A 13,249-nucleotide genomic window follows, 5' to 3' on the forward strand; every position below is an offset into this window, starting at 1 on the left:
CCGCCGCCCGGGCGGACGCGTCAGAACAGCGTGCCGCTCTCCAGCTCCAGCAGCCGGCGCTTGCAGTCCACACCCGCCGCGAAGCCGGTCAGCGAACCGTTGGCGCCCATGACGCGGTGGCAGGGGCGGACGATGAGCAGCGGATTGGCGCCCACCGCGCCGCCGACCGCCCGCACCGCCCGCGGCGACTCCCCCGCCAGATCGGCGAGTTGGCCGTAGGTGACGGTCTCGCCGTACGGGATCTCGTCCAGGGCGGCCCAGATCCGCCGGCGGAACTCGGTGCCCACCGGGGCGAGCGGGAGGTCGAAGGAGGTGCGCTCGCCCGCGAAGTAGGCGGTCAGCTGGGCGACCGGCTCGGCGAGCGCCTCCGGGTCGAGGACCCAGTCGTCGGCGGGCTCGGGCAGCGCGTACTTCTGCCCGGGCGCGGTCACGGTGGCCAGCGCCGCCGCGCCGCCGCCCTCGGGCAGGACGCCGGACAGCAGCAGCCGGCCGAACGGGCTCTCCATGGTGGTGTAGACGGTGGTACTCATGCCTCTGCCTTCTCCGTTCCAGTGCTGGCGCTCGCGGGCCCGGCCCACAGCCGGTGCACGGCGTAGGAGCGCCACGGGGCCCACGCCTCGGCCGCGCGGGCGGCGCTCTTCGGGTCGCCGGGGGCGCCGAGCCGGACGAGGCCGTGCTTGACGCCCACATCGCCCGGGAGGAAGACGTCGGGGTCGGCGAGGGCCCGCATCCTCAGGTAGCCGACGGTCCAGGGGCCGATGCCGGGCAGGGCCAGCAGCCGGGCCGCGGACTCCTCCCGGTCCACCCCGCCGTCGAGTCGCACCGCCCCCTCGGCCAGGGCCGCGCACAGGCCGGTGAGCGCGCGGCGGCGGGCAGCGGGCATCGCGAAGTCCTCCGGGTCGGCGGTGGCCAGCACCGCCGCCGTCGGGAACAGCAGCCGCAGGCCGCCGCTCGGCTCGGGCAGCGCGGCGCCGTACTTCTCGGTCAGCCGGCCGGCCAGCGTACGGGCGGCGCCGACCGTGATCTGCTGGCCGAGCACCGCACGGACGGCCAGCTCGTGCGGGTCCACGTGGCCGGGCGAGCGCAGGCCGGGGCGTTCCCGGACCAGGGGGCCGAGCACGGGGTCGGCGCCGAGCTGCTCGTCGACCGCGTCCGGGTCGGCGTCCAGGTCGAACAGGCCACGCAGGCGCTGGACGGCGGTCGGGAGGTCGCGCAGGTCCGCGAGCAGCAGGCGGCAGTCGAGCCAGCCGCGGGTGCGCGGTTCGCCCGGCGCCAGCCCGTCGACCTCGGCGATGCCGTGCCCGTACGGGAGCGCCAGGGTGCGCCGGTAGGTGCGGACGCCGGAGCGCGGACCGGGGACGACCTCCTCCACGCCGGGGACGGCACGCAGAGCGAGGAAGTCGATCAGGTGGTCGCTGTCGAGCGCGCCGCGGTAGGCCAGGCGCAGGGTGAGGCCGCCGGCCGGGGTCGCGACGCGGCGGCCGGCCACGACCTCGGCGCGCAGACCGCTGGGGGTGCGGTCGTAGACCTCGCGGACGGTGTCGTTGAACTGCCGCACCGAAGCGAAGCCGGCGGCGAACGCGATGTCGGTGACCGGGAGTTCGGTCGTCTGCAGCAGCAGGCGGGCGGTCTGGGCGCGGCGGGCGCGGGCCAGCGCGATCGGGCCGGCGCCCAGTTCGGCGATGAGCTGGCGCTGGAGCTGGCGGGAGCTGTAGCCGAGGCGGCTGGCCAGGCCCGCGACGCCCTCGCGGTCCACCACGCCGTCGCCGATCAGGCGCATCGCGCGACCGACCAGGTCGGCGCGGTGGTTCCACTCCGGGGAGCCCGGTACGGAGTCGGGGCGGCAGCGGCGGCAGGCGCGGAAGCCGGCCCCCTGGGCGGCCGCGGCGCTGGGGTAGAAGACGCAGTTGACGCGCTTGGGGGTCACGGCGGGGCAGCTCGGTCGGCAGTAGATGCCGGTGGAGGTGACGGCCGTGAAGAAGACGCCGTCGAAGCGGGCGTCTCGGCTGTCCACGGCTCGGTACCGGATGTCGTCGTCGATCACGCTGTCCAGTCTGCGGCACTGGAGTGGGGGGTGACTGGCGGGAATCGGACATGGCCGTTGGGGGCCCTCCCCCCTCCCCCACCCCACCCTCCGCCCACCTCCACCCACCCATCCGAGCACCGGCCCGGAGGGCCCACGCCGGGGCCCGCGCTGGGGCCCACGCCGGGGCCCGCGCTGGGGGCCCAACCAGAGGACCACGCCGGAGGACCGCGCAGGGAACCCGCACCGAGGGGCTCACACCGGCGCCCACGCCGGAGGCCCCACACCGAGAGACCCACACCCGGAGACCCGCGCTGGGACGCCCGCACCGGAGAGCCCGCCCCGGGGCCACCCCGGGGGAAGACCGCACCGCACCGCACCGCAGCGCTCGGCGCACGCGCGCGTTGCTCGCGGTCTGGCCGCCGGCCAGGGCGGCTCGCCGCCCTCGGTGACCCGGGTTTCACCGTGGACGACGCCACCGCAGTGGCCCTGAAGCACTTCCGGCTGCCGGCCCGCCCGGCCTCCGCCGAGCCGGGTGGCCCGGGCCGAGGCCGGCCGCGGCCCCCTGATTTCCTGGTCGGCTTTCCTTGTCGGCTTTCCTGGTCAGCGCTTCACGGAGCCTCCCGCGGCGCGCATCGACTTGGAGAGCGACTTCCACTTCTTCGCCCGGGCCGAGGCCAGTCGGGCGTCCGAGCGGGAGGCGATCCACTCGTTCTCGCGCTGGAGCTTGAGGTAGCTGTCCATCCGGCGCTGTGGCAGGGTGCCGTCGGCGAGCGCCGCCTGCACCGCGCAGCCGGGCTCGGTGTGGTGGCCGCAGTCGTGGAAGCGGCAGTCCTCGGCCAGTCCGGCGATGTCGGCGAAGGCCAGGTCCACGCCCTCGCCACCGTAGAGGCCGACCTCGCGCAGCCCGGGGGTGTCGATGAGCACACCCCCGCCGGGCAGCGGGATCAGTTCACGGGTGGTCGTGGTGTGGCGGCCCTTCTGGTCGACCGAGCGGGCCTCCTGGACGGCCATCGCAGTGACGCCGGCGAGCGCGTTGGTGAGCGTGGACTTGCCGACGCCGGACTGGCCGATCACGGCCGTGGTGCCGGGCGCGCAGGCGCGCAGCACGTCCATGCCCTCGCCCGTCCCGGCGCTGACCACGAGCACGGTGACGCCGGGCGCGACCGCCTCGACGTCGGCGCGGATGAACTCGGCGTCGTCCACCAGGTCGGCCTTGGTGAGGACGACCAGGGGGTCGGCGCCGGACTCCCAGGCCAGGGCGAGGAAGCGCTCTATCCGGCCGAGGTCCGGATCGGCGGCGAGCGAGGCGGCGATCAGGACGGTGTCGACATTGGCGGCGAGCACCTGGCCGTCGGAGCGCTTGCCGGCCACCTTGCGGATGATCGCGGTCGAGCGGGGCAGCAGTGCGGTGACGGCGGCCATCGGCTGGGCGTGGAGGTCCACGGCGGCCCAGTCGCCGGTGCACGGGCAGTTGATCATGTCGGCGTCGCCGACCGGGCGGGTGTCGAGCCGGACGGTGCGCGGCTCGCCCGTCTCCGGATCGGCGAGCACGGCGTCGCACTGGCCGCGGTCGACCCGGACGATCCGGGCCGGGATCAGCCCGGCCTCGGCGAGCGGGGTGAAGAGTTCGGCGAGCTCGGGCGTCCAGCCGTAGCCGGACAGCGGCAGCTCGTCAGAGGGGAAACCAGAGGGGGAGCCAGAGGCGGAGGCGGAGGGGAACGACGAAGTGGAGGCAGCGTTGAACAACGCGGTGGGCCCTTCGGGAGGAGATGATCCCGGCGGGCTGCGGCTGGCGCGGAAAAGGTCAGCCGGCGGCCGGGAAGAGGAGGTGAACGCGAGTACTGCCCAAGGCAGCTATCGGGGCGACAACGACCACGGGGTTCACCTCCTGCTCTCTACTCCTCGGGCGGCCGTGAAGGCCCCCGATCTGGACGGGACAAACGCTAGCTGGTGGGGGTGGCGGGGCCAACTGGTTTTTGACCTGCGGAAACGCGGTGAAGGGATCCACAAGGGACCAACATTGGACCTACAAAAGTGCGGGCCCGCGCCCAGGAACCCGCCGGAGCCGACTACCCGCCGTACCGGTGCTTGAGGTTCGGATCGTCCAGCCACCAGGGCCGCATCCCGGCCTCCTCCTCGGCCGGCAGCCCCGCCGCCTGCGCCTGCGCCGCGGCCTCCTCGAAACGGGCGTCCAGTTCGGCGTCCACCGCCTTGATCTCCTCCCGCCCCTGCACCACCATCCGCCGCACCAGCGCGGCCAGGAACGGCAGCCCGACCAGGTCGCCCAGCACCCAGAGCATGTTGCCGCCCCAGGTCTGGTCCTGCGCCAGGCTCGGCCCCCACGGCCGCCCGAGCGCCACGTAGTGGTGCTCGGCGACCAGGTGGCCGCCGTAGATCAGCACCAGCCCGAGCCCCGCGTCGAAGATCACCTCGGCGAAGGTGATGAACAGCCCGACCAGGTGCGGGTACTCGCGCCCGACCGGGTCGATCTGCAGCCGCGGCCAGAAGTACGCCAGCCCGAGCAGCACCAGCGCCAGGTGCAGCAGCACGTTCCCGAACGCGCTGGACACCGACTCCTCGTACCAGGGCGTGAAGTAGAGCAGCCACGGCGGGGCCATCAGCAGCGCGGTGGAGACGGCCGGGAACATCAGCACCTTGGACGGCCGGCTGCGCAGCGCCCGCAGGATGCGCTCGCGCCGGGCCGGCGGCGCGGCCGCGACCAGCAGCGAGACCGGCGCGCCGAGGGCGAGCAGCAGCGGGACGAGCATCAGCAGCAGCACGACCTGGACGGCCCGGTCGGTGAACAGGATCCGCTCGTACACGCCGAGGCCGGAGCAGGTGCACCAGATCCACAGCAGCAGCCCGCCCAGGAAGGCGGCGGTGCGGGAGGGCTGCCAGCGCTCGCCGCCGGCCCGGTGGACGGTGCGCACCGCGGCCAGGTACCAGCCGCCGAGCAACACGGAGAGGGTGAGCACCAGCGGTTCGGCCGTCCACGCGGTGGCCAGGTCGGACCACTGCCAGGGCGGTGGTCCGCTGTAGGCGAGCACTCGCACCGCGCCGTCCATCCGTCCGCCCACCTCGTTCGCGCCCTGCCGCCGCCGGCGCCGTCCGGCGGTCCGTCGGGCGCCGCGGACCGGACCGCGGCGCCCCGGCCATGATGGCCTCCCGGCCGGGGCCCGCCGCGCCCGGGGCCCGCCTCTATACCTGCGCCTGAACAAAGCTTTACCGAGCTCGGAAAAAGCTTTGCCCAGGCAAAGTTCCGGCCTCGACGGCCCCCGGACCGCAACCGGCGCAGGGCCGTGTTCGTCTGGCAGGATGCACCGTCGGCGATACCGGCCACGCGGGTGATGACAAGGGGACGACAAGGGTGCAAGGCACTGCACGCGGCGAGGGCCGCCGGCTGGCGGCGCGCCACCGCAACATCGAGCTGGGCCTGCTGGCGCTCGCGGTGGCCGTCTGTCTGGCGGGGCACATCGACGCCGATCTGGCACTGACCGGCAAGATGCCGCCCGGGCTGCTGGTCCACGGCCTGGCGCTGGGCGGACTGGCCGGGGCGGCGCACCTGGCGGTGCGACGGTTCGCCCCGTACGCGGATCCGCTGATCCTGCCGCTGGGCGTCTTCCTGACCGGCTTCGGGCTGATGCTGCTGGACCGGCTGGACATCTCCTACGCGGCGGCGCACGCCAAGAAGGGCGACTACCAGAAGCTCCCGGCCGCGCCCTCGCAGCTGATGTGGGTGTTCGTCTCGGTCGCGGTGGCGATCGCGCTGATCGCGCTGATCAAGCACCACAGGTTCTTCCAGCGGTACGTGTACCTGCTGATGACGGGGGCGCTGATCCTGCTGGCGGCGCCCGCGTTCTTCCCGGGTCGGCCGGAGGACTTCGGCGCCAAGCGCTGGATCCGCCTGTTCGGGCTCTCCTTCGAGCCGGACGAGTTCGTGAAGGTCGCGATCACGATCTTCTTCGCCGGCTATCTGATGGCCTCCCGGGACGCGCTCGCGCTGGCCGGCCGGAAGATCTGGGGGATGACCCTGCCGCGCGGGCGGCACGTCGGCCCGGTGCTGGCGATCTGGGTGGTCAGCCTGCTGGTGCTGGTCTTCGAGCGCGACCTCGGCACCTCGCTGATCTTCTTCGGCGTCTTCGTCGTGATGCTGTACGCGGCGACCGAGCGCACCAGCTGGGTGGTGCTCGGCCTGCTGATGGCGGTCGGCGGCGCGGCCGTGGTCGGCACCGTGGAGCCGCACGTGCACGGGCGCGTCGAGGCCTGGCTGCACCCGCTCGACATCTACAAGGAGCACCACGACCCGGCGATCATCTCCGACCAGCCCGCCGAGGCGCTGTTCAGCCTGGGCACCGGGCACCTGACCGGGACGGGCCTGGGCTCGGGGCGGCCGTGGCTGATCGGCTTCGCCGGGCGCAGCGACTTCGTCTTCACCACGATCGGCGAGGAGCTGGGCCTGGCCGGGGTGACGGCGGTGCTGCTGGTGTACCTGCTGCTGGTCCAGCGCGGGCTGCGGACGGCGGTCGGGCTGACCGACCCGTTCGGCAAGCTGCTGGCGACGGGGCTGTCGACGGCGCTGGCACTGCAGGTGTTCGTGGTGGTCGGCGGGGTGAGCGGGCTGGTGCCGCTGACCGGCAAGGCGCTGCCGTTCCTGGCGGCGGGCGGCTCGTCGCTGCTGGCGAACTGGCTGATCGTGGCGCTGCTGATCAAGCTGAGCGACTCGGCCGGGCGCACGGCGCTGGAGCCGGCGCCGCCGAGCCCCGATCCGCTCCCGGCGCAGGCCGGGCCGGCGGGCCGGGCGGCCCCGGGCGGTGCGGCCGCGGTGGATCCGGGCCCGAACCAGAGCCCGAACCCGGGCCCGAACCCGACGGCCCCGGAGCTGACGCTCCCACGCCCGGCCGCCCCGGGCCCGGATCCGGACCGGACCGAGGTCAACCCGGCCGCCCCGCACCCCCCGGCCGGGCAGTCCCCGTACGGGTACCACCCGGCCCCGCAGTCCCCCTTCCCGCCGAACCCGTCCACCGCCTGACCGTCCGCCGGCCGCCCTCCTGGCAACGGCGAGCCGACGCCAGGAGACGACCTGCGACAGGAGAAGAACGGACGTCAGGAGACGAACGGACGTCAGGAGACGACCGGCGTCAGGAGACGACCCGACGCACAGGGCCTCCCCTGCGGGATGCGGGGGAGGCCCTGTGCGTCCGCCGTCGCGCCCGGAGCCCCGGGCGCTACTGCTGCTCCCACGGCGGCCGGGGCGGGTAGTCGGGCGCCCGCCGCTCCGGCGGCGGCCCGGCCGGCCGGTCGCTGTCCGGCGGGGGCGGCCCAGGCCGGTGGTGGGGCCCGCCGCGGGCGGTGAGGCGGCCGCGGACGTTGTCGGCGGCCAGGACGTCGGCCCAGCGTTCCGGGTACTCGGAGGGGACGTCGACGTCGTCGCCGTCCTCCTCGCCCCACTCCTCCTCGGCGCCTTCGGCGAGGCCGAGTTCGCGGGCGCGCCGGGCCCGTTCGGCGGCGCGCCGGGCGGCGACCTCGCGGACCACGGCGGCGGCGGCCTCCTCCTGGGCGCGCTCGTTCTCGGCGCGGGCGTCGGCGGTCTCCAGGGTGGGCCAGCGGCGGTCTATGGCGGCGTTCATGGCGGCGCCGATGAGGACGGCCAGGGCGACCACGAAGATCCACAGCAGTACGGCCACCGGCGCGGCCAGCGAGCCGTACACCGAGGGGACCTCGACCGAGCTGACCAGGTAGATCCGCAGGGCGACGCTGCAGACGACCAGCACCACCAGGGCGACCAGGGCGCCGGGGACGTCCTCGCGCCAGGGGGTGGAGACGGGGACGGCCAGGTGGTAGAGGGTGGTGAGGGAGACGATCAGCAGCACGATGGCGACCGGCCAGTAGGCGGCGCCGACCAGTCCGGCGACGCCGGGCACGGCGTTCTCGATGAGTCCGGGTCCGGCCATCAGCAGCGGCAGCACCAGGGAGCTGATGACGAGGGCGCCGAAGTAGAGGCCGAGGGACATCAGCCGGGTCTTGACGATGCCCCGCTTGCCGTCGAGCCCGTACATGACGGTGATGGTGTCGATGAAGATGTAGAGCGCTCTGGAGCCGGACCACAGCGACAGCAGGAAGCCGATCGAGACGAGGTCGGGCCGGGAGTGGGCGAAGACCTGGTCCAGCAGCGGCACCACGACCTCTTTGACGGACGAGTCCGACAGGACCGTCCCGGAGGCCGAGACGATGTCGTGCTTGAGCCGGTCGATGGTGCCGGCCCCGAGGAACTCGTCGAGGTAGCCGAGGGTGCCGGCCAGGCCGAGGAGCAGCGGCGGGATCGACAGCAGGGTGAAGAAGGCCGCCTCCGCGGCGAGTCCGGTGACCCGGTACTCGACGCAGGTGTTGGTGGTGTCCTTGACCAGCTCCCACGCCGTACGGCGCCAGGCGGCCTGTTTGGCCGCGCGTCGGGAGCCCTTGCCCCGGCGCCGGGAGGGCCGTTCGGGGTTCGGTCTGCTCGTCTCGCCTGCTGCTTGCACGGGTCTAACGGTATCGGGCCGGGGCCGCGCGGTTGATCTCCCCCGGGGTACCGGCGCGTGGACGGGCGCCGGGGCGGGGAGCGGCGGGAATCCCCGACTGTCTCACATAACGAAACATCAGCGTCCACCATCCGGATGTTAGTGGACCGCAAGTCCCGCGCCGTGCCAATCTCTTGCCATGCCGAGCGCCGGAACCACCCTAGTTGGTCGACTCCACGTCGATCTCCTTCGCGTGTCCAGCGCCATCTGTCCGGCGATCTGAGCCCACCCCGCCGCATCACCGCACCCGGGCGCCACCCACCTCGCAGTCCCCGCTGGAGCGGACGCGCGGGCGCCCGGCCGGCCACGGTCACTGCTCTCCCCGGCCCTGGGAATACCCGCAGGTCACAGCAGCACCGCACCGCCGCGCACCCCCAGCGACCCACCCGGCGTCAGAGCCATCTGCCCCGAAGGACTTCACCATGGCCACCACCCCCGAGACCGCCGAGCCCACGGCCGACCGCGCCGCCGCGCGACGCCCCGCCGCGCCTCGCAAGGTGACCCGTCACCGCGGCGAGGGCCAGTGGGGCATGGGCCACTTCACCCCCCTGAACGCCAACGAGCAGTTCAAGAAGGACGACGACGGTCTCAACGTACGGACACGTATTGAGACGATCTACGCGCACCGGGGCTTCGACTCGATCGACCCCGCCGACCTGCGCGGCCGGATGCGCTGGTGGGGCCTGTACACCCAGCGCAAGGAGGGCATCGACGGCGGCAAGACCGCGATCCTGGAGCCGCACGAGCTCGACGCCGAGTACTTCATGCTGCGCGTGCGGGTCGACGGCGGCCGGCTGACCGTCGCCCAGCTGAAGGCGATCGCCGAGGTCTCCGAGCAGTACGCCCGCAACACCGCCGACCTGACCGACCGCCAGAACGTCCAGTACCACTGGATCCGGATCGAGGACGTCCCGGCGATCTGGCAGAAGCTGGAGGCCGTCGGCCTGTCCACCACCGAGGCCTGCGGCGACACCCCGCGCGTCATCCTCGGCTCCCCGGTGGCCGGCATCGCCGAGGACGAGATCATCGACGGCACCCCCGCCATCGAGGAGATCCAGCGGCGCTTCATCGGCAACAAGGACTTCTCCAACCTGCCGCGCAAGTTCAAGTCCGCCGTCTCCGGCTCCCCGCTGCTGGACGTCGCGCACGAGATCAACGACGTCGCCTTCGTCGGCGTGGTCCACCCCGAACACGGCCCCGGCTTCGACCTGTGGGTCGGCGGCGGGCTGTCCACCAACCCCAAGCTGGGCGTGCGGCTGGGCGCCTGGGTCCCGCTGGACGAGGTCGCCGACGTCTACGGCGGCGTCATCGGCATCTTCCGCGACTACGGCTACCGCCGGCTGCGCAACCGCGCCCGGCTGAAGTTCCTGGTCGCCGACTGGGGCGTGGAGAAGTTCCGCCAGGTGCTGGAGGACGAGTACCTCGCGTACCGGCTGGTCGACGGCCCCGCCCCGCAGGAGCCCAGCGGCCGCTGGCGCGACCACGTCGGCGTCCACCGCCAGAAGGACGGCCGGTACTACATCGGCTTCGCGCCGCGCGTCGGCCGGGTCGACGGCCGGCTGCTCGGCCAGATCGCCGACCTCGCCGCCGCGCACGGCAGCGACCGGCTGCGCACCACCGCCGAACAGAAGATGCTGGTCCTCGACATCGCCGAGGACCAGGTCGACTCGGTGGTGGCCGGCCTGGAAGCGCTGGACCTGCGGGTCACCCCGTCGCCGTTCCGCCGCGGCACCATGGCCTGCACCGGCATCGAGTACTGCAAGCTCGCCATCGTCGAGACCAAGGAGCGCGGCCGCACGCTCATCGACGAGCTGGAGAAGCGCCTGCCGGACTTCGCCGAGCCGCTGACCATCAACATCAACGGCTGCCCGAACGCCTGCGCCCGCATCCAGGTCGCCGACATCGGCCTCAAGGGCCAGCTCGTCCCGGACGGCAACGGCGAGCAGGTCGAGGGCTACCAGGTGCACCTGGGCGGCGCGCTCGGCCTGGAGGCCGGGTTCGGCCGCAAGGTCCGCGGCCTCAAGGTCACCAAGGACGACCTGCCCGACTACGTCGAGCGCGTCCTGACCCGCTACCAGGCCGACCGCACCGAGGGCGAGCGCTTCGCCCAGTGGACGGCCCGGGCCGGCGAGGAGCAGCTGTCGTGAGTGAGCGTGCCGCACCGTTCTTCTGCCCCTATTGCGGGGACGAGGACCTGCGCCCCTCCGAGGTCGGGCACGGCGCCTGGGAGTGCCACGGGTGCCGCCGCGCCTTCCAGCTGAAGTTCCTCGGCCTGCTGTCCCCGACCGCCCCGGCCCCGACCGCCCCGGCCCCGACCGCCCCGGCCGCGGCCGACTCGGCTTCGGCCGACTCGACTGCGACCAACTCGACTGCGACCGACGGGGGTTCGTCCGGTGACCAGCGCGACGACTGACTACGAGGAGATAGCCGTCCGGGCCGGCCGCGAGCTGGAGGAGGCGATGCCCCAGGAGATCCTGGCCTGGGCCGCCGACACCTTCGGCCGCCGCTTCTGCGTCACCTCCTCGATGGAGGACGCGGTCGTCGCCCACCTCGCCTCCTCGGTGTTCCCCGGCGTGGACGTGGTGTTCCTGGACACCGGCTACCACTTCCCGGAGACCATCGGCACCCGGGACGCGGTGGCCGCGACCATGCCGGTCAACGTCATCACCCTCAGGCCGCTGCGCACCGTGGCCGAGCAGGACGCCGAGCACGGGCCGCACCTGCACGACCGCGACCCGGACCTGTGCTGCTCGCTGCGCAAGGTCGAGCCGCTGAACCGCGGCCTCGGCGGCTACGACGCCTGGGCGACGGGGCTGCGCCGCGACGAGTCCCCGAGCCGGGCGGACACCCCGGTGGTGTCCTGGGACGCCCGGCGCCGCAAGGTCAAGATCGCCCCGATCGCCCGGTGGACGCAGGAGGACGTGGACGCCTACGTCGCCGCCCACGGGGTGCTGCTCAACCCGCTGCTGTGGGAGGGCTACACCTCGATCGGCTGCTCGCCGCTGTCCTGCACGCGCAAGCCCGCCGAGGGCGAGGACGCCCGGGCGGGGCGCTGGTCCGGCTCCGGCAAGACCGAGTGCGGCATCCACCTCTGACCCACCCCCCACTACCGACGAAGGACTTGAGACTGTGACAGCTCACACCCGGGCCGCCGACGGAGCCGCGGAGGCGGCCCCCGCGGCCGCCCCCTGCGAGCGCGGCGCCACCGTGTGGCTGACCGGGCTGCCGAGCGCGGGCAAGACCACGCTCGCCTTCGCGCTGGCCGGACGGCTGCGCGCCGAGGGCCACCGGGTCGAGGTCCTGGACGGCGACGAGATCCGCGAGTTCCTCTCCAAGGGCCTCGGCTTCACCCGCGAGGACCGGCACACCAACGTGACCCGGATCGGCTTCGTCGCCGAGAAGCTCGCCGCCCACGGCGTCAAGGTGCTCGCCCCGGTGATCGCCCCGTTCGCCGACTCGCGCGCCGCGGTGCGCGAGCGGCACGCGGCGGCCGGCACCGAGTTCCTGGAGGTCCACGTCGCCACCCCGGTCGAGCTGTGCGCCGAACGCGACGTCAAGGGCCTGTACGCCAAGCAGGCCGCCGGCGAGCTGGCCGGCCTCACCGGCGTGGACGACCCGTACGAGGCGCCGCAGAAGCCGGAGCTGCGGATCCAGACGCAGGGCCGCGCGGTCGCCGAGTCCGCCGCCGAGCTGCACGCCTTCCTGACCGAGAGGGGTCTCGCATGACCACCGCGACCGACGGCCCGGTCCGCACCCACGAAGACGCCCCCTTCGCGCTGTCCCACCTGGACGCGCTGGAGGCCGAGTCGGTGCACGTCTTCCGCGAGGTCGCGGGGGAGTTCGAGCGCCCGGTGATCCTGTTCTCGGGCGGCAAGGACTCCATCGTCATGCTGCACCTGGCGCTCAAGGCCTTCCACCCGGCCGCCGTGCCGTTCTCGCTGCTGCACGTCGACACCGGGCACAACTTCCCCGAGGTGATCGCCTACCGCGACCGCGTCGTGGCCGAGCACGGCCTGCGCCTGCACGTCGCCCACGTCCAGGACTTCATCGACGACGGCCGGCTGCGCGAGCGCCCGGACGGCACCCGCAACCCGCTGCAGACCGTCCCGCTGCTCGACGCCATCGAGACGAACCGCTTCGACGCGGTGTTCGGCGGCGGGCGCCGCGACGAGGAGAAGGCCCGCGCCAAGGAGCGGGTGTTCTCCCTGCGCGACGAGTTCGGCGCCTGGGACCCTCGCCGCCAGCGCCCCGAGCTGTGGTCGCTGTACAACGGCCGGCACGCCGTCGGCGAGCACGTGCGCGTCTTCCCGCTGTCCAACTGGACCGAGCTGGACGTCTGGCAGTACATCGAGCGCGAGGGCATCGACCTCCCGGAGATCTACTACGCCCACGAGCGGGACGTCTTCGCCCGCGCCGGCATGTGGCTGACCGCCGGCGCGTGGGGCGGCCCCAAGGAGAACGAGCCCGTCCAGCGGCGGCTGATCCGCTACCGCACCGTCGGCGACATGTCCTGCACCGGCGCCGTCGACTCGGACGCCACCGACATCCAGGCCGTGATCGCCGAGATCGCCGCCAGCCGCCTCACCGAGCGCGGCGCGACGCGGGCCGACGACAAGCTGTCCGAGGCCGCGATGGAAGACCGCAAGCGCGAGGGGTACTTCTAACG

Annotated in this window: 12 protein-coding genes; 7 read left to right on the forward strand and 5 right to left on the reverse strand. The window is 73.6% G+C overall.

Features of this window, described 5'->3' with window-relative positions:
- Positions 1–20: 20 nt before the first annotated feature.
- From ACFVX9_RS23040 to ACFVX9_RS23055, 4 genes are all read right to left on the reverse strand, one after another.
- A complete protein-coding gene (locus ACFVX9_RS23040) occupies positions 21–530 on the reverse strand; it encodes a methylated-DNA--[protein]-cysteine S-methyltransferase (protein ID WP_363368700.1) in 510 nt (169 codons plus the stop codon).
- Positions 527–2,044 carry a DNA-3-methyladenine glycosylase 2 family protein gene (locus tag ACFVX9_RS23045; RefSeq protein WP_380372420.1) on the reverse strand — a complete coding sequence of 506 codons (1,518 nt, stop codon included), beginning with the start codon at positions 2,042–2,044 and terminating at the stop codon, positions 527–529. The genes ACFVX9_RS23040 and ACFVX9_RS23045 overlap by 4 nt, the downstream gene beginning before the upstream one ends.
- A gap of 582 nt (positions 2,045–2,626) precedes the next feature.
- Positions 2,627–3,772 carry a ribosome small subunit-dependent GTPase A gene (gene rsgA / locus ACFVX9_RS23050; protein WP_380372422.1) on the reverse strand — a complete coding sequence of 382 codons (1,146 nt, stop codon included), beginning with the start codon at positions 3,770–3,772 and terminating at the stop codon, positions 2,627–2,629.
- Between the two features lie 323 nt (positions 3,773–4,095).
- Complete coding sequence (locus tag ACFVX9_RS23055; protein ID WP_380372425.1) at positions 4,096–5,091, reverse strand: cytochrome c oxidase assembly protein; 996 nt, start codon at positions 5,089–5,091, stop codon at positions 4,096–4,098.
- Positions 5,092–5,393: 302 nt separating this feature from the next.
- Here ACFVX9_RS23055 and ACFVX9_RS23060 point away from each other — a divergent pair, with 302 nt between their 5' ends.
- Positions 5,394–7,055 carry an FtsW/RodA/SpoVE family cell cycle protein gene (locus ACFVX9_RS23060; protein ID WP_387983222.1) on the forward strand — a complete coding sequence of 554 codons (1,662 nt, stop codon included), beginning with the start codon at positions 5,394–5,396 and terminating at the stop codon, positions 7,053–7,055.
- A gap of 196 nt (positions 7,056–7,251) precedes the next feature.
- On the opposite strand, the gene ACFVX9_RS23065 is transcribed toward ACFVX9_RS23060, so the two are convergent.
- A complete protein-coding gene (locus ACFVX9_RS23065; protein WP_079135509.1) occupies positions 7,252–8,544 on the reverse strand; it encodes a YihY/virulence factor BrkB family protein in 1,293 nt (430 codons plus the stop codon).
- 178 nt (positions 8,545–8,722) lie between these two features.
- Between ACFVX9_RS23065 and ACFVX9_RS23070 the strand changes: the two genes are divergently transcribed.
- From ACFVX9_RS23070 to cysD, 6 genes are all read left to right on the forward strand, one after another.
- Positions 8,723–8,806 (forward strand): putative leader peptide, encoded by an 84-nt coding sequence (locus ACFVX9_RS23070; RefSeq protein WP_347878562.1) that lies wholly within the window; start codon positions 8,723–8,725, stop codon positions 8,804–8,806.
- A 199-nt stretch (positions 8,807–9,005) separates the two neighbouring features.
- The gene (locus tag ACFVX9_RS23075; protein WP_387983224.1) at positions 9,006–10,730 is read left to right on the forward strand and encodes a nitrite/sulfite reductase; all 1,725 of its coding nucleotides are present in this window, start codon (positions 9,006–9,008) and stop codon (positions 10,728–10,730) included.
- Positions 10,727–10,996, forward strand: coding sequence for a hypothetical protein (locus ACFVX9_RS23080; protein WP_387983273.1), 270 nt, complete (start codon positions 10,727–10,729; stop codon positions 10,994–10,996). Before ACFVX9_RS23075 ends, ACFVX9_RS23080 begins: the two co-directional genes overlap by 4 nt.
- Before the next feature lie 46 nt (positions 10,997–11,042).
- Positions 11,043–11,678, forward strand: coding sequence for a phosphoadenylyl-sulfate reductase (locus tag ACFVX9_RS23085; RefSeq protein WP_380480594.1), 636 nt, complete (start codon positions 11,043–11,045; stop codon positions 11,676–11,678).
- Between the two features lie 34 nt (positions 11,679–11,712).
- Positions 11,713–12,309 carry an adenylyl-sulfate kinase gene (gene cysC / locus ACFVX9_RS23090; protein ID WP_279634886.1) on the forward strand — a complete coding sequence of 199 codons (597 nt, stop codon included), beginning with the start codon at positions 11,713–11,715 and terminating at the stop codon, positions 12,307–12,309.
- Positions 12,306–13,247, forward strand: coding sequence for a sulfate adenylyltransferase subunit CysD (gene cysD / locus ACFVX9_RS23095; protein WP_380563224.1), 942 nt, complete (start codon positions 12,306–12,308; stop codon positions 13,245–13,247). The genes cysC and cysD overlap by 4 nt, the downstream gene beginning before the upstream one ends.
- Positions 13,248–13,249: the final 2 nt, after the last annotated feature.

It is taken from the genome of Kitasatospora sp. NPDC058243 (assembly GCF_042882025.1).
Classification (GTDB): domain Bacteria; phylum Actinomycetota; class Actinomycetes; order Streptomycetales; family Streptomycetaceae; genus Kitasatospora.

Excerpts from the sequence above, each read along its gene's own strand:
- ACFVX9_RS23075 (WP_387983224.1), top strand. The coding sequence starts at position 9,006 with ATGGCCACCACCCCCGAGACCGCCGAGCCCACGGCCGACCGCGCCGCC.
- ACFVX9_RS23055 (WP_380372425.1), bottom strand. The coding sequence starts at position 5,091 with ATGGACGGCGCGGTGCGAGTGCTCGCCTACAGCGGACCACCGCCCTGG.
- ACFVX9_RS23070 (WP_347878562.1), top strand. The coding sequence starts at position 8,723 with ATGCCGAGCGCCGGAACCACCCTAGTTGGTCGACTCCACGTCGATCTC.
- cysD (WP_380563224.1), top strand. The coding sequence starts at position 12,306 with ATGACCACCGCGACCGACGGCCCGGTCCGCACCCACGAAGACGCCCCC.
- ACFVX9_RS23085 (WP_380480594.1), top strand. The coding sequence starts at position 11,043 with ATGCCCCAGGAGATCCTGGCCTGGGCCGCCGACACCTTCGGCCGCCGC.
- ACFVX9_RS23040 (WP_363368700.1), bottom strand. The coding sequence starts at position 530 with ATGAGTACCACCGTCTACACCACCATGGAGAGCCCGTTCGGCCGGCTG.